At 61.0% G+C, this 15323-nt stretch carries 13 protein-coding genes; 4 read left to right on the forward strand and 9 right to left on the reverse strand.

Features of this window, described 5'->3' with window-relative positions; translation table 11 throughout:
- Positions 1 to 26: 26 nt before the first annotated feature.
- The 5 genes from RT21_RS21575 to RT21_RS21595 form a co-directional block, all read right to left on the reverse strand.
- Positions 27 to 1112, reverse strand: a complete 1086-nt coding sequence (locus RT21_RS21575) for a TRAP transporter substrate-binding protein (RefSeq protein ID WP_045426866.1) — start codon at positions 1110 to 1112, stop codon at positions 27 to 29.
- Between the two features lie 406 nt (positions 1113 to 1518).
- On the reverse strand, positions 1519 to 1914 hold the full coding sequence (locus tag RT21_RS21580) for a MerR family transcriptional regulator (protein WP_045426869.1): 396 nt from the start codon (positions 1912 to 1914) through the stop codon (positions 1519 to 1521).
- A gap of 132 nt (positions 1915 to 2046) precedes the next feature.
- Positions 2047 to 2673: a CoA transferase subunit B gene (locus RT21_RS21585; RefSeq protein WP_045426872.1), complete on the reverse strand. Its 627-nt coding sequence runs from the start codon at positions 2671 to 2673 to the stop codon at positions 2047 to 2049.
- A gap of 2 nt (positions 2674 to 2675) precedes the next feature.
- Entirely contained in the window at positions 2676 to 3371 is a 696-nt protein-coding gene (locus tag RT21_RS21590) for a CoA transferase subunit A (protein WP_046164357.1), read from the reverse strand.
- A gap of 40 nt (positions 3372 to 3411) precedes the next feature.
- Complete coding sequence (locus tag RT21_RS21595) at positions 3412 to 4308, reverse strand: hydroxymethylglutaryl-CoA lyase (protein ID WP_046164369.1); 897 nt, start codon at positions 4306 to 4308, stop codon at positions 3412 to 3414.
- Between the two features lie 170 nt (positions 4309 to 4478).
- Between RT21_RS21595 and RT21_RS21600 the strand changes: the two genes are divergently transcribed.
- Complete coding sequence (locus tag RT21_RS21600) at positions 4479 to 6101, forward strand: methyl-accepting chemotaxis protein (RefSeq protein ID WP_046164358.1); 1623 nt, start codon at positions 4479 to 4481, stop codon at positions 6099 to 6101.
- A gap of 179 nt (positions 6102 to 6280) precedes the next feature.
- Here RT21_RS21600 and RT21_RS21605 read toward each other — a convergent pair whose 3' ends face one another.
- From RT21_RS21605 to RT21_RS21620, 4 genes are all read right to left on the reverse strand, one after another.
- Positions 6281 to 8194: an acetyl/propionyl/methylcrotonyl-CoA carboxylase subunit alpha gene (locus RT21_RS21605; protein WP_046164359.1), complete on the reverse strand. Its 1914-nt coding sequence runs from the start codon at positions 8192 to 8194 to the stop codon at positions 6281 to 6283.
- Positions 8191 to 8994, reverse strand: coding sequence for a gamma-carboxygeranoyl-CoA hydratase (locus tag RT21_RS21610; protein ID WP_046164360.1), 804 nt, complete (start codon positions 8992 to 8994; stop codon positions 8191 to 8193). Before RT21_RS21610 ends, RT21_RS21605 begins: the two co-directional genes overlap by 4 nt.
- An 86-nt stretch (positions 8995 to 9080) precedes the next feature.
- Entirely contained in the window at positions 9081 to 10688 is a 1608-nt protein-coding gene (locus RT21_RS21615) for a carboxyl transferase domain-containing protein (RefSeq protein ID WP_046164361.1), read from the reverse strand.
- Between the two features lie 138 nt (positions 10689 to 10826).
- Positions 10827 to 11990: an isovaleryl-CoA dehydrogenase gene (locus RT21_RS21620; protein WP_046164362.1), complete on the reverse strand. Its 1164-nt coding sequence runs from the start codon at positions 11988 to 11990 to the stop codon at positions 10827 to 10829.
- A gap of 232 nt (positions 11991 to 12222) precedes the next feature.
- On the opposite strand from RT21_RS21620, the gene RT21_RS21625 reads away from it, so the two are divergent.
- The 3 genes from RT21_RS21625 to RT21_RS21635 form a co-directional block, all read left to right on the forward strand.
- Positions 12223 to 13899: an AMP-binding protein gene (locus RT21_RS21625; RefSeq protein ID WP_046164363.1), complete on the forward strand. Its 1677-nt coding sequence runs from the start codon at positions 12223 to 12225 to the stop codon at positions 13897 to 13899.
- Positions 13900 to 13957: 58 nt separating this feature from the next.
- Positions 13958 to 14551 carry a peroxidase-related enzyme gene (locus RT21_RS21630; RefSeq protein ID WP_046164364.1) on the forward strand — a complete coding sequence of 198 codons (594 nt, stop codon included), beginning with the start codon at positions 13958 to 13960 and terminating at the stop codon, positions 14549 to 14551.
- 104 nt (positions 14552 to 14655) lie between these two features.
- Positions 14656 to 15323, forward strand: a 668-nt coding sequence (locus RT21_RS21635; RefSeq protein ID WP_046164370.1) for an OprD family outer membrane porin, incomplete at its 3' end; no start/stop codon positions are given.

The raw sequence follows: 15323 nt of genomic DNA on the forward strand, positions 1-15323 counted from the left end.
GCGGGCGCTAGGCTTTGATGAGTGGATCACTCGTACTTGTAATAATCGCGCGGCAAGTAGCCTTTGCCGTGCCAGATCGAGTGGTGCTTCATGAAGTCACGCTGGCTGGTCAGGACGCGATTGAACATTTCGTCCTTGGCCGCGATTTCATCGAGCACTTCGTTGGTCACGCGCTCCAGCTCACGCAGCACTTCTTCTGGCAACACCTGCGCTTTCACGCCCTGCTTTTCGTACTCGCGCAAGGCGGTCGGCTGGGCCCATTCGCTTTCAGCAAAACCTTTGAGGGTGGCCGATTCGCAACCCATCTCGATCAGCGCGCGGCTTTGTGGCTCAAGCTTGTCCCAGACACCCTTGTTCACCAACAGGTGCGAAGTGGTCAGCGTCTGGTGCCAGCCGGGCATGATGTAGTTCTTAATGATTTGGTCGAGGCCCAACATCTTGTCGATCGCCGGCTGCGAGAACTCGGTGGCGTCGATGGTCTTGCGCTCCAGCGCCTGATAGATCTCGCCACCAGGGATCATCGTGACCGAGGCGCCTAGTTTTTCCAGCACCTTGCCGCCGATGCCGGCAAAGCGAATACGCAGGCCGTCGAAGTCTTCCAGCTTCTCGACTGGCTTGGCGAACCAGCCGGCGCCTTCCGGGCCGATGATGCTGCAGAGCATCGGGTGGATGTTGCGCTCGGCATAGATTTCTTCCAGCAGTTTCTTGCCGTCACCTTCGTAGTACCAGGCCAGATAGGCTGGCGGCTCCATGTTGAACGGCGCGCCGGAGTAAAGAGGCAGTGACGCGATGGTGCCCTGATCGTAGCCGATCCAGGTATAGCCAGCCGGGTACTTGCCGTTGCTGACCGCATCCATGATTTCGAATGGCGGCACCAGTTCGCCGGGCTCGTAATAGCGCAGCTGGATATCGCCGCCGGAAATGGCCTTGAGCGACTCGGACAGGTGTTTGATTGGAGTGGTTAGACCGACCAGGTGCGACGGGAAGGCCAACGGCACTTGCCAGCGGATCTTCTCGACAGCCATGGCGTCAGCGCTGATCAGGCTGGCGCTGAGAACGGTGGTGGCACCGATGGCGCAGGCGAGACGGGACAGCTTTTTGGATATCGACATTGCAGGTTTCCTTCTTTTTTTTGTTTTGGTAACCAGAGGCGCAGACCGGCATTCAGTAGGCCGGAAAGCGGGACGGGAGCAGCAGCGCTTTTTCGTCCCGCCAGGTGTTCTGGCGTCGTGCATGTATTACTTAGCAGGTTTTGTGCCTGACTGTTAGAAAACCTGGTAACCCGCGGGACAGGGGCTTCTCGGGGTGCTGCCGAATTGACGGGTGTCCAATTGGCCGGACACTCACCAGGGTCGATAGGAGGGCTGTCCAGATCGTTGGACTGGTGTCTATTTCTCTGGACAGCGACAGCCGGTAAGCCAGCAACCATTGCGACGCCATTTGGCGCCCGAGCTGACCTCAAACAATGACGATTCGGTGGGAGGCGTCAGATGCCAATGACGGAAGCGTTAGCCGAGCTCAGCCCGCATCCTTGTCCACGGTCGCTTTAAGGGCGGTGAGGCAGCGTTCCTCGGCTGTATCGAGTTCCAGCTGCATCTGCTGGATATCCAGCAGCTGTTGTTCGAGCTGTTGGCGGCGTTCAGCAATCATGCCTAGCATGATGTTCAGCTGCTTCTGATTGCCGGCCTTGGGATCGTAGAGTTCGATCAGCGTCTTGCATTCGGCGAGGGAGAAGCCGATGCGTTTGCCGCGCAAGATGAGCTTCAGGGCAACACGATCCTTGGGGGTGTAGATGCGCTCCTGACCGCGCCGCTTCGGCGAGAGCATGCCTTGTTCTTCGTAGAAGCGTATGGCGCGGGTGGTGATATCGAGCTCGTTGGCCAAATCGGAAATGCTGTACGTCTGCTTTGCCATGAAGGTATCCAGTCCTGCCTATCCACCCACGGCTCGCGATGAGCCGGGCGCGCGTTTACTACGGTTTAAAGCGAGTCAAGGCTACACGCTGCGCTGGCCCGATGCACAGTGGCACCGGGCCATTTGCGGCGCTCAGTGCTGGATTGTGCAGCCGGTGGCGTCTTGCATCTCCTCGAAGCTAACGCCGTCGGCCAGCTCCACCAGTTTCAAGCCCTGCTCGGTAACATCCAGCACACCCAGGTCGGTGATGATCCGGTCGACTACCCCGACGCCGGTCAGCGGCAGGTCGCACTGCTTGATGATCTTGTGCGCGCCCTTGGCGGTGTGCTCCATCAGCACGACAACCCGCTTGACCCCGGCCACCAGATCCATCGCGCCGCCCATGCCCTTGACCATCTTGCCCGGGATCATCCAGTTCGCCAGGTCGCCTTTTTCGGAAACCTGCATGGCGCCGAGAATTGCCAGGTTGATATGGCCGCCGCGGATCATGCCGAAGCTCATGGCGTTGTCGAAAAAGGCACTGCCGGGTAGGGCGGTGACGGTCTGCTTGCCGGCGTTGATCAGGTCCGGGTCGATCTCGTCCTCGGTGGGGAAGGGGCCGATGCCGAGCAGCCCATTCTCGCTCTGCAGCCAGACGTCCATGCCGTCCGGAATGTAGTTGGCGACGAGGGTTGGCAGGCCGATGCCGAGGTTGACGTAGAAGCCGTCCTGCAATTCCTGTGCGGCGCGTTGCGCCATCTGTTCGCGTGTCCAGGCCATGATCAGCTCCTCACCGTACGTTTTTCGATGCGCTTCTCAGCGTTCGGGTTGTGGATGATGCGCTGCACGTAGATGCCCGGCAGGTGAATCTGGTCGGCGTCCAGCTCGCCGGTTTCGACCAGATGATCGACCTCCACCACACAAACCTTGCCGGCCATGGCGGCGAGCGGGTTGAAGTTGCGCGCGGTCTTGTTGAATACAAGATTGCCAGCCTTGTCGGCCTTGAAGGCTTTGACCAGCGATACATCGGCGGGCAGCGACTCTTCCATCACGTACCACTCACCGTTGAATTGGCGAGTTTCCTTGCCCTCGGCGATCAGCGTGCCGTATCCGGTGCGGGTGTAGAACGCCGGTATGCCCGAGCCTGCGGCGCGTAGCTTCTCGGCCAGAGTGCCTTGCGGCGTGAATTCGAGGTCGAGCTCGCCAGCCAGGTACTGACGCTCGAACTCCTTGTTCTCACCGACGTAGGAGGAAACCATTTTGCGCACCTGGCGCGTCTCGAGCAGCAGGCCGAGGCCGAAGCCGTCGACGCCGGCATTGTTGCTGATCACCGTAAGGTCTTTCTTGCCGGTGTCGCGCAGCGCTTTGATCAGCGCTTCGGGAATGCCGCACAGGCCGAAACCGCCAACGGCAAGTGTCATGCCGTCTTCGACCAGGCCGTCGAGTGCCTGCTGGGCGTTGGGGTAGATCTTGTTCATGGAGGCCTCTTGTTATTTGAGTGAGGGCGATGGCGTTGGGTTATTGCGCGGCGAGGCGCGCCCGAGCGACCCGCGATCCGTTGGGACGACCCAGTACGTCACTGATGCGTTGCCCTGCGGCGATCAGCATGTCCAGGTCAATCCCGGTCTCGATACCCAGGCCGTTAAGCATGTAGAGCACGTCTTCGCTGGCGACGTTGCCACTCGCGCCTTTGGCATAGGGGCAGCCGCCGAGCCCGGCGACCGAACTGTCGAAGGTACAGACGCCCTCTTGCAGACTGGCATAGATGTTCGCCAGCGCCTGCCCATAGGTATCGTGGAAATGCCCGGCGAGCTTGTCACGCGGGACCTCACGGCCAACGGCTTCGAACAGCTGACGGGTCTTGCCTGGGGTGCCGGTGCCGATAGTGTCGCCCAGCGATACCTCATAGCAGCCCATGGCGAACAGCTCATGCGCGACATGCGCGACACGCTTAGGGTCGACCTCGCCTTCGTAAGGGCAGCCCAACACGCAAGAGACGTAGCCGCGTACCTGAATGCCGTTTTCGCGCGCGGCGATCATCAGCGGGGCAAAGCGCGCCAGGCTCTCATCAATGGAGCAGTTGATGTTCTTCTGCGAAAACGCTTCCGAGGCGGCGCCAAACACGGCCACTTCGCTGACGCCGGCTTCGATGGCAGCTTCCAGCCCCTTCAGGTTCGGCGTCAACGCCGCGTAGGTCACGCCAGGCTTCTGCCTGATCTGAGCAAAGACGTCAGACGAGCCCGCCATTTGCGGCACCCACTTAGGCGACACGAAACTGCCCACCTCGATATAGCGCACCCCGGCAGCACTCAGGTCGTCCACCAGGCGCACCTTGTCCGCGACGCTGATCGGCTGTTTTTCGTTCTGCAAGCCGTCTCGCGGGCCGACTTCGACCAGGCGTACCCGGCGTGGCATTTCAGTGGTAGTGGTCATCGGTTTTCCTCATGACAAGTACGGGTGCCTTCCCGGTAAAAAGGGGGTGACCATCGGGTCATACAGAGACCCTCGATGCTCAAGTTCCGAACAGCGTGGCAGATAAGGTTAGAAGACCCGGCCCTTCCGGGGCACCACGTCCGAGAATCGCCATGCTACGCAAATTGAAAATCTCCCATCGCACGCTGTTGTTCTTTGCGCTTGTCGCTGTGCTGCTGACTGCGCTTGGGTTGTTCAGTCTGATGCAGATGGCCGCTATACGTGCGGCGGGCAGCGAGATTGATGCCGACTGGATGCCAAGCCAGGCAGCCGCAGACGATATGGCGTTGCACTTCGCGCACGTACAGATCGAGTCCATGCGTGAGCTTGCCTTTCACGATGCCGAAACGCTTCGTAAGAGTAGTGAGCAAATCGCTGCGGCAATGAATGAGATCGGTCAGCTGATGGTTCGTTACGAAAGCCACATCTCCAACCCTGACGAGGCTCGCACATTTAGCGTAGTCAAAGAGGTATACGCGACCTATCCCAAGGCGCTTCAGGAACGGCAGCGCGTGATTGATGGCAACGCGAGCGCTGAACAAGTCGCCACGGCTAACGCGCGGGTTACCGAGCTGAGTCACCAGTTCGAGCAGGCCTTGTCGAAGCTTCGATCCTTCAACGAAGAGGGCGCTCACCATGCTGTAGAGGCGGCTACTGCCGTTTACCAGAAAGCCCAGATCGTGATCGCGTTGGTGATCCTCGTTGCGCTGATCTCCACCGTAGCGTTGGCCGTGTTGTTGACCGCCAGTATCGTGCGGCCCATGCGCCGGGCGGTCGCTGTTTCTAATCAGATTGCCAAAGGAGACCTGACGCAGGACGTGCATATCGATGGCCATGATGAGGCCACCGAGCTGCTGACCTCGCTGAGCGAAATGCAGACCAACCTGCGCGATATCATTGGCCAAATCAACGACTCGGCCCATGTGCTGACGGCCTCGGCGGAAGAGATGAGCGCTGTCATGCTGGACAGTACCGAGGGCCTGCAACGGCAGAACGACCAGATTGAACAGGCCGCCACGGCGGTGAATGAAATGACTTGTGCGGTCGAAGAGGTAGCCAGCAACGCGGTGTCTACCTCTGAAGCGTCGCGGGCGTCGAGCGAGTCGGCTCAGCAGGGACGCAAACAGCTTGAAGACGCCATCACGTCGATCCAGGCGTTGGCGGACGACGTGGTCAGCGCTTCGGCACGTGCCGGCGAACTGGCCAATCAGACCCACAACATCACCCGAGTGCTGGATGTGATCCGCGCCGTGGCCGAACAAACCAACCTGCTCGCGCTCAACGCGGCGATTGAAGCTGCGCGCGCCGGCGATGCTGGTCGTGGATTCGCCGTTGTGGCAGACGAAGTGCGAGCGCTGGCGAAGCGCACCGGGGAGTCGACCCGCGAGATCGAGTCGATGATTGGCAGCATCCAGAACGGCACGACGCTGACGGTTGAAGCATTGCAACAAGGTGCCTCTCGCGCTCAGGGCACGCTCGATAAAGCCGAGGCTGCGGGGGTTGCCCTGGCGCGGATCGCCGAGACGGTGGCCGGAATCAACGAGCGCAACCTGGTTATCGCCAGCGCCTCTGAGGAGCAGGCGCAAGTCGCCCGTGAAATTGACCGGAACCTGGTCAGCATTCGCGACCTCTCGGTGCAAACGTCCGCTGGCGCCCAGCAGACCAGTGTGGCGACGCAGGAACTGTCGCGCCTGGCGGTGGGATTGAACGGACTGGTACGCCGTTTCCGGATGTAGCCACGCGGCAACGTTGGTGCGTTGGTAGCGGCGAGGGGGATGCTTATCCAAGCCGCATTTGCGAGCAACCGCCTCTCTATCGCAGGCTTGTTTAACGTGGGTCGAGCGTCCACGTCGCCCGCCACCGCGCGGCAAAACCGGCGGTCGCTGCCCGGTTTGCCGGCCGCCAGTAGCGGTCATTACTCAAGCTCCACCAGCGTAGTGCCTTCGCTGATCATTTCGCCTTCGGCGCAGTAGACGGCTTTTACCACGCCTGCTTCGGCGGCTCGGATGCTGTGCTCCATCTTCATCGCTTCAAGCACGACCAATGTGGCGCCGGCCTCGACGCTTTGCCCGGCCTCGACCAGCACACGAACGATGCTGCCGTTCATGGGCGCGGTGAGGCCGCCGTGGTGCTGGTGGCTGGCTTCGACGTCAGCGATGGGGTCGAATGCGGTGACGGCTTGCAGCTCGCCATTCCATTCCAGGTACAAGGTTTGGTCCTTGCGAATCACTTTGGGCTGGCGGCTGACGTTTGAAGGGGCACGCTCGCCCGTGTTGGCGGCCGCATCGATGCGCACCAGCCGGCTTTCACCGTTGCATTGCAGATGCACACCAATTCGCGCCGGCATACCGAAGCGCAGGCCGTCGCGCTTTGCCCAGGGCGAATGGAGGTCGTCCTCGCGGATCTTGGCTGGTTCGGTCTGCACGAACAGCTCGCCCGCCTGCTGCCAGAAGTCATCCGGAAGTTCGCCGGGTGTGCGCATCAAATCGGGTTCGAGGCGTGGGATGAAGCCCGTATCGAGCTCGGCGGCGGCGAAAGCCGGGTGACCGACCACACGGCGCAGGAAGGCAAGGTTGGTACGCACGCCGCCAACGCAGGTTTCGTCGAGCATCGCCAGCAAACGCAGGCGTGCTTCCTCACGATTCTCGCCCCAGGCAATCAACTTGCCGAGCATCGGATCGTAGAAGGGTGATACCTGGTCGCCTTCGGCTACGCCGCTGTCGACGCGTCGACCCGGTCCAGCAGCGGATTCGCGGTAAAGGTCTAACGTGCCGGTGGCGGGGAGGAAATCATTGTCCGGGTCTTCGGCATACAGCCGCACTTCGATGGCGTGGCCGTTGAGCGGCACCTGATCCTGTGTGATCGGGAGCGGCTCGCCACGCGCGACACGGATCTGCCAGGCCACCAGATCCAGGCCGGTGATGGCTTCGGTGACTGGGTGTTCGACCTGCAGGCGGGTGTTCATCTCCATAAAGAAGAACTCACCGCGCGCGTCGAGCAGAAATTCCACCGTGCCGGCGCCCACATAGCCGATGGCTTGAGCCGCCTTGACCGCTGCTTCGCCCATGGCGCGACGCAGCTCGGGCGAAAGTCCTGGCGCGGGAGCTTCCTCGACGACCTTCTGGTGGCGGCGCTGGATCGAACAGTCACGCTCGTTCAGGTACAGGCAGTTACCGTGTTGATCGGCAAATACCTGGATCTCCACGTGGCGCGGTTTGAGCACGTATTTCTCAACCAGCATCCGCGAGTCGCCAAAGGACGACTGCGCCTCACGCTGAGCCGATTGCAGCGCTTCGGCCAGATCCGCCTCTCGCTCGACCACCTTCATGCCTTTGCCGCCACCACCGGCGGTGGCCTTGAGCAGCACCGGGTAGCCAATCTTCTCTGCAGCGACGCGGAAGGTTTCCACGTCCTGCGCTTCACCGTGATAGCCAGGCACGAGCGGCACGCCGGCTTTTTCCATCAGCGCCTTGGCGGCGGATTTGCTGCCCATGGCATCAATGGCCGAGGCGGGCGGGCCGAGGAAGATTAGGCCGGCATCCTCAATGGCGCGAGCGAAGCCCGCGTTCTCCGAGAGGAAGCCGTAGCCGGGATGGATTGCTTGTGCGCCGCTGGCTTTGGCGGCATCAATCAGCTTGTCGATCAAAAGGTAACTGTCGGCCGGCTTGGCGCCGCCGAGGTTTACACGAATGTCGGCCTCGCGGGCATGCCTCGCATCGCGGTCGATGGCGCTGTGCACGGCAACGGTGGTCAGGCCCATGGCCTTGGCGGTGCGCATCACGCGGCAGGCGATTTCGCCCCGGTTCGCGACCAGCAGGGTGGTTATCATTGTTCTGGCTCCTGCGTCCAATTCGGTTTGCGCTTTTCGAGAAAGGCATTGAGGCCTTCCTGTCCTTCGGGGCTGACCCGTATGCGCGCAATGGCGTTTTCGGTGTAGCGGCGTAGCGCGGGGCTCAGCGAAATACTGGCGGCTTCGCGCAACAGGTCCTTGCTGGCACGCATGGCTTGCGGGCTGTTAAGCAGTAGGTTGTCGAGCCAGCCGAGCAAGGCATCGTCCAGTTCGGCGACGGCGTAGGTTTCTGACAACAGACCGAGGTCGCGGGCGCGCTCGCCACTGAAGCGCTCGCCGGTCATGGCGTAGCGACGCGTGGCGCGTTCACCCATGGCCTTGACGACGAAGGGGCTGATCACTGCCGGCGCAAGGCCGATGCGCACTTCGGAGAGGGAAAACAGCGCATCATGCGCACCGATGGCCATGTCGCAGCAGGCAACCAGCCCGACCGCACCACCGAAGGCTGCGCCTTGCACCACTGCCAACGTGGGCAGCTTGAGGTGGTAGAGGCTGTACATCAGTTCGGCCAGCTCACGGGCGTCGGTGAGGTTGGCATCGAAATCCAGCTTCGCCGACTGTTGCATCCAGGCCAGATCCGCCCCGGCCGAAAAGTGCTTACCACGGCCGCGCAGCAGCAAGAAGCGCAGGCTCTTGTCCGCCTGCACCGCGTCGATTGCCAGTACCAGCTCGCGAATCATTTCGGCGTTGAAGGCGTTGTTCTTTTCCGGTCGGTTTAGCCATAGGGTGGCGAAGCCGCGCGGGTCTTTGTTCAATTCGATGGTCTGGAAATCGGTCATCTGCTTCTCCTGTACGAGCCAGCCTGCGGTCAATACGCGCCGCGACTGGCCGCTTTGGCCAGCGCACTGCGTGCGGGATCGCAGGCTTACATCCGGAATACGCCGAATCGGGTCGGTTCGATCGGTGCGTTGAGACTCGCTGAGAGTGCCAGGCCCAGTAGATCGCGCGTCTGCGCCGGATCAATAACCCCGTCATCCCACAGTCGTGCGCTGGAATAGTAGGGATGTCCCTGGCGCTCGTACTGTTCAAGGATCGGCTGCTTGAGCTGGGCCTCGTCCTCATCGGAAAAGGTCTGCCCGCTGCGCTCGGCCTGCTCACGCTTGACCTGCACCAGCACACCCGCGGCCTGTTCCCCACCCATCACGCCGATGCGCGCATTCGGCCACATCCACAGAAAGCGCGGATCATAGGCACGACCGCACATGCCGTAGTTGCCAGCGCCAAAGCTGCCGCCAATCACCACGGTGAACTTAGGCACCTGAGCGCAGGCTACTGCTGTGACCAGCTTTGCACCGTGCTTGGCGATACCGCCGGTCTCGTACTTCTGGCCAACCATGAAGCCGGTGATGTTCTGCAGGAACAGCAGCGGTATACCGCGCTGGCAGGCCAGCTCGATGAAGTGCGCGCCTTTCTGAGCGGCTTCGGCGAAAAGGATTCCGTTGTTCGCCAGGATCGCGATCGGGTAGCCGTGCAATGTGGCGAACCCGCAGACCAGGGTGGTGCCGAACAGCGCCTTGAATTCATCGAACTCGCTGCCGTCGACGAGCCGCGCGATGACCTCGCGCACGTCGTAGGGCTGCTTGGCTTGTGCTGGAATCACACCGTAAAGCTCGTCCGCGGCATAGAGTGGTGCGCGCGGTTGGCGGGTCTGCACCTGGCCAAGCTTTTTCCAGTTGAGGTTGGCGACGCAGCGCCGGGCGATGGCCAGCGCGTGCTCGTCATTCTCGGCGTAATGGTCGGCCACACCGGACGTTTTACAGTGCACATCGGCACCGCCGAGATCTTCGGCGGTGACCACTTCGCCCGTTGCGGCTTTGACCAGCGGCGGGCCGGCGAGAAAGATCGTCGCCTGGTTGCGCACCATGATGGTTTCGTCCGCCATGGCTGGTACATAGGCGCCACCGGCGGTGCAGGAGCCCATCACCACCGCAAGCTGCGGAATGCCCATGGCACTCATATTGGCCTGGTTGAAGAAGATGCGACCGAAGTGTTCACGGTCGGGGAAGACCTCATCCTGGCGCGGCAGGTTGGCGCCGCCGGAATCCACCAGATAGATGCACGGCAAACGATTCTGCTGGGCGATGGATTGCGCGCGCAGGTGTTTTTTCACCGTGAGTGGGTAGTAGCTGCCACCTTTTACCGTGGCGTCATTGGCGATGATCACGCATTCGACGCCCTCGACTCGGCCGATGCCAGCCACCACACCCGCAGCAGCAACGTCTTCACCGTAGACCTCGTAAGCCGCCAGGGGAGCAACCTCGAGAAAGGCCGAACCGGGGTCGAGGAGGGCGTTGATGCGGTCACGCACCAGCAGCTTGCCGCGCGAGACATGACGCTGCTGCGGTTTCTCGCCGCCACCTTCGCTGACGCGCCCGAGCAGCGTGCGCAGGTTGGTCACCTGTTCGAGCATCGCGGCGCTGTTGGCCGCGAACTCCGGTGAACGGGTATTGATCTGGGTATTCAGGATGGCCATGTTCGGCTCCGGTTCAATCCGCGGGGTGGGTGCGCTCGGTCGCGTAGGGTGGGCCGGGCGGCGTTCCGCTTTAGCCCACCGCCGTGCCGGGGAAAGGTGGGTTAAAGCCCACCCTACTGAGTTCGCCTCCAGCGCCTTTTATTTGGTTTCGTTGAACAGCTCGCGACCGATCAGCATCCGGCGAATCTCGCTGGTGCCGGCGCCGATTTCGTAAAGCTTCGCGTCGCGCAGCAGGCGGCCGGTAGGAAATTCGTTGATGTAGCCGTTGCCGCCGAGAATCTGGATCGCCTGCAAGGCCATCTGCGTCGCCGCTTCGGCGGTGTAGAGGATCACCCCGGCGGCATCCTTGCGAGTGGTCTCGCCACGGTCACAGGCTTGCGCCACGGTGTAGAGGTAGGCGCGGCTGGCGTTGAGCTGGGTGTACATGTCGGCCACCTTGCCCTGGATGAACTGGAATTCGCCGATGCTTTGGCCGAACTGCTTGCGGTCGTGGATATAGGGCACCACCACATCGAGGCACGCCTGCATGATCCCGACCGGGCCGCCTGCCAGCACCACGCGCTCGTAGTCCAGGCCGCTCATCAGCACCTTCACGCCACCATTTTCGACGCCAAGCACGTTCTCTTCCGGAACCTCGACGTCATCGAAGAACAGCTCGCAGGTGTTGGAGCCGCGCATGCCGAGCTTGTCGAACTTGCTGCCGCGCGAGAAACCCTTCCAGTCGCGCTCGACGATGAAAGCGGTGATGCCGTGCGCACCCTTGTCGAGATCGGTCTTGGCATAGATCACATAGGTGTTGGCGTCCGGACCGTTGGTGATCCAGGTCTTGCTGCCGTTCAGCACGAAGCGGTCACCCTTGCGATCGGCACGCAGCTTCATCGAAACCACGTCCGAACCTGCATTCGGCTCGCTCATGGCCAGCGCACCGACGTGCTCACCGGATATCAGCCTGGGCAGGTATTTCGCTTTCTGCTCCGCCGTGCCGTTACGGTTGATCTGGTTGACGCAGAGGTTGGAGTGCGCGCCGTAGGACAGACCCACCGAGGCCGAGCCACGGCTGATTTCTTCGATAGCGATGACATGTGCCAAGTAACCCATGCCAGCGCCGCCGTATTCCTCGTCTATGGTGATACCGAGCAGGCCCATGTCGCCAAACTTGCGCCACATGTCGCTGGGGAAGAGGTTGTCACGGTCGATGGCTTCGGCGCGGGGCGCCAGTTCGTTCGCAACGAAACCGCGGATCTGGTCGCGGAGCATGTCCACGGTTTCACCGAGCGCGAAGTTGAGGCCTGAATAGTTCATGTGCCACCTGTCTATTTTGTAGTTGTTCTGATCCGACCGCCGATCAAAAGCTGGATTTCGCCTGCGGCTCAGCCTGTTTTTGTCACGCTTGCGCACCGACTTTTGGCGTAGGGTGCGGTGGGTTGTCACGCTGTTACCTTTACGTTAACGTAACCACGTCCCGAATGACTGTCAACAACAGCGCGCGGGACAGTAAGGCCTCATAACAAACATAAGACTGAGGAATTTCGACATGAGTCTTCCGAGCTACACCTGCGGACCGCAGACCAAACCCCTGTTGCCGATGACCATCGGTGCGGCGTTCGACCGGGCTGTCGAGCGGTTCTCCGACCGTGAGGCCTTGGTCGTTCGTCACCAGAACCTGCGCTACACATGGGCCCAGCTGGCCGAAGAGGTGGACCGGTGCGCACGGGGCTTGCTGGCACTCGGCCTCAAACCTGGCGAGCGGGTGGGCATCTGGTCACCTAACAATGCGCAGTGGTGCATCGCTCAGTTTGCGACCGCCAAGGTGGGTGTGGTGCTGGTTAACATCAACCCGGCCTATCGCCTCAACGAACTTGAATATGCACTGAAGCAGTCCGGCTGCCGCTGGTTGATCTGCGCCGATGCGTTCAAGACATCCGACTATCACGCGATGCTGCATGAGCTGCTGCCGGAGCTGGAGCGCTCGGCCATCGGCGCCTTGCAGAGCCACATGCTGCCCGAGCTGCGTGGGGTGATCAGCCTGTGCGACACGCCGGTGGACGGCATGCTCCTGTGGAAAGGGCTGATGGACATGGCGGAAAACGTCGGCCCGGAGCAGCTGCGCCAATGCGGCGAGCAGCTGCAATTCGATGACCCCATCAATATTCAGTACACGTCCGGCACCACGGGTTTCCCCAAGGGCGCCACGCTGAGCCACTACAACATCCTTAATAACGGCTACATGGTCGGTGAGAGTCTTAAGCTCAGCGAGCACGACCGGCTGGTAATTCCAGTCCCGCTCTATCACTGCTTTGGCATGGTCATGGGCAATCTTGGTTGCGTCACCCATGGCACCACGATGATCTATCCGAGCGCCGCCTTCGAACCGCTCGCGGCATTGCAAGCGGCAGCCGAAGAAAAGGCCACCGGTATGTACGGCGTGCCGACCATGTTCATCGCCATGCTCGACCACCCGGAGCGTCAATCGCTGGATTTGAGCAATCTGCGCACCGGGATCATGGCCGGTTCCACCTGTCCGATCGAAGTCATGAAGCGCGTCATCGACGACATGCACCTGGCTGAGATGCAGATTGCGTATGGCATGACCGAAACCAGCCCCGTCTCGACTCAGACCGGCCCGGATGATGACCTTGAACGCCGTGTCACCAGTGTCGGGCGCACCCAGCCGCACCTGGAAAGTAAGGTAGTCGACGAACACAACCGCATCGTCCCGCGCGGGCAGATCGGCGAACTCTGCACCCGCGGTTACAGCGTCATGCTCGGTTACTGGAACAATCCGGAGGCCACCGCCGGTGCTATCGACGGCGCGCGCTGGATGCACACCGGTGACCTGGCGACCATGGACGAGGAGGGCTACATCAAGATCGTCGGGCGCAACAAAGACATGATCATTCGCGGCGGTGAGAATGTGTATCCACGGGAGGTCGAGGAGTTCCTGTTCACCCACGCGGCGGTGGCTGACGTGCAGGTGATCGGCGTACCAGACAAGACTTACGGTGAAGAGATCGTTGCCTGGGTCAAGTTGCACCCCGGGCATTCAGCAACTGCCGACGATCTGCGCGAGTTCTGCAAAGGTCGGATCGCACATTTCAAGACGCCGCGACATATCAAGTTCGTCGAGGAGTTCCCGATGACGATCAGCGGCAAGGTGCAGAAGTTCAAGATGCGCGAGGTCAGCGTCGCAGAGCTCGGCATTGCCGAGTGATGACCCAGCGGCTGGTTTCGACTAGCCGCTTCATTTTCTGAACGATACGGAGCCCTCCATGACCCAGCCCATCAGTCGCTTTCCGCTCGTTGATGACTTCGCTTCGCTGCCGGACGATGTGCGTGAGCGCGTTCTGGCGGTACAAGAGAAAGCCGGCTTCATACCCAATGTTTTTCTGATGTTGGCTCATAGACCAGATGAATTTAGGGCTTTTTTTTCCTATCACGATGCGCTGATGGATCGAGAATCGGACAGTCTGACCAAAGCCGAGAAAGAAATGATCGTGGTGGCGGTGAGCGCCGATCATGGCTGTCTGTACTGCGTAGTGGCGCATGGTGCGATTCTGCGAATCCTGGCCAAGGATCCACTGATTGCCGATCAGATTGCAGTGAACTACCGCACCGCCGGGCTCAGCGAGCGCCAGCGGGTCATGCTCGATTTTGCGCTGCACTTGGCTGCACAACGTGGCGTACTGGATGACGCTTGGCAGGCGCGATTGGAAAAGATGGGCTTCACTCAGAGCGACATCTGGGACATTGGCGCGATTGCTGCGCTGTTTGGTCTTTCCAACCGTCTGGTGTCGATGGCGCGAACGCCGCCCAACGACGAATTTTATTTGCTGGGTCGTGTGCCCAGAGCTGCCGCGAACTGAGCGGTAGCCATGGATTTACCGCATAACGCGGTAAACGAGACCCGACAGGAGCGAGGTCGGGTCCATCAGCTGCATCAACCAAGACAATAACAAGAGAGATGATCATGCAATTGAAACCCCTGAGCCGTTTCTTCCTCTTCAGCAGCCTGGCAGCTTCAGCGCTTGGCACCTCAACCATGGCATCCGCCGCGTTTCTCGATGACAGCAAAGCCAGTGCCGAGCTGCGCAACTTCTACATGAACCGTGATTTCCGCCAGTCCGGGGCGTCTCAATCCAAGGCCGACGAATGGGCGCAGGGCTTCATTCTGAAGATGGAATCGGGCTACACCGAAGGGCCGGTCGGCTTTGGCGTGGATGCGCTCGGCTTGCTGGGCGTCAAGCTCGACTCCAGCCCGGATCGCTCCGGCACCGGCATCCTGCAGCGCGATTCGTCCGGTCAGCCGTCTGATGACTACGGCACCGCCGGTCTGACCGCCAAAGCGAAGATGTCCAACACAACCCTGCACGTCGGCACTCTGCAGCCGATCATCCCAGTGGTGATGCGCAACGACAGCCGCCTGCTGCCCAGCATCTTCCGTGGGGGCTGGTTGCAGAGCAAGGAAATCGAGGGACTTACGCTTGATGTCGGTATGCTCGATCGCATCAGCTACCGTGACTCGTCGGATTATGAAGAGCTGACGGTGTTCAATGTTGGCGCTCGGAATATTCAATTAGGCAGTGCAAAAACCAGCGACGAGTTCCTGTTCGCCGGCGGCAAATACCAGTTCATGCC

The organism is Pseudomonas sp. 10B238 (genome assembly GCF_000970615.1).
GTDB lineage: Bacteria > Pseudomonadota > Gammaproteobacteria > Pseudomonadales > Pseudomonadaceae > Stutzerimonas.

Coding starts and splice junctions, on each gene's coding strand:
- RT21_RS21590 (WP_046164357.1), bottom strand. CDS start 3,371: ATGAACAAGATCTACCCCAACGCCCAGCAGGCACTCGACGGCCTGGTC.
- RT21_RS21605 (WP_046164359.1), bottom strand. CDS start 8,194: ATGATAACCACCCTGCTGGTCGCGAACCGGGGCGAAATCGCCTGCCGC.
- RT21_RS21625 (WP_046164363.1), top strand. CDS start 12,223: ATGAGTCTTCCGAGCTACACCTGCGGACCGCAGACCAAACCCCTGTTG.
- RT21_RS21600 (WP_046164358.1), top strand. CDS start 4,479: ATGCTACGCAAATTGAAAATCTCCCATCGCACGCTGTTGTTCTTTGCG.
- RT21_RS21580 (WP_045426869.1), bottom strand. CDS start 1,914: ATGGCAAAGCAGACGTACAGCATTTCCGATTTGGCCAACGAGCTCGAT.
- RT21_RS21630 (WP_046164364.1), top strand. CDS start 13,958: ATGACCCAGCCCATCAGTCGCTTTCCGCTCGTTGATGACTTCGCTTCG.
- RT21_RS21620 (WP_046164362.1), bottom strand. CDS start 11,990: ATGAACTATTCAGGCCTCAACTTCGCGCTCGGTGAAACCGTGGACATG.
- RT21_RS21615 (WP_046164361.1), bottom strand. CDS start 10,688: ATGGCCATCCTGAATACCCAGATCAATACCCGTTCACCGGAGTTCGCG.
- RT21_RS21610 (WP_046164360.1), bottom strand. CDS start 8,994: ATGACCGATTTCCAGACCATCGAATTGAACAAAGACCCGCGCGGCTTC.
- RT21_RS21575 (WP_045426866.1), bottom strand. CDS start 1,112: ATGTCGATATCCAAAAAGCTGTCCCGTCTCGCCTGCGCCATCGGTGCC.
- RT21_RS21585 (WP_045426872.1), bottom strand. CDS start 2,673: ATGGCCTGGACACGCGAACAGATGGCGCAACGCGCCGCACAGGAATTG.
- RT21_RS21595 (WP_046164369.1), bottom strand. CDS start 4,308: ATGCCACGCCGGGTACGCCTGGTCGAAGTCGGCCCGCGAGACGGCTTG.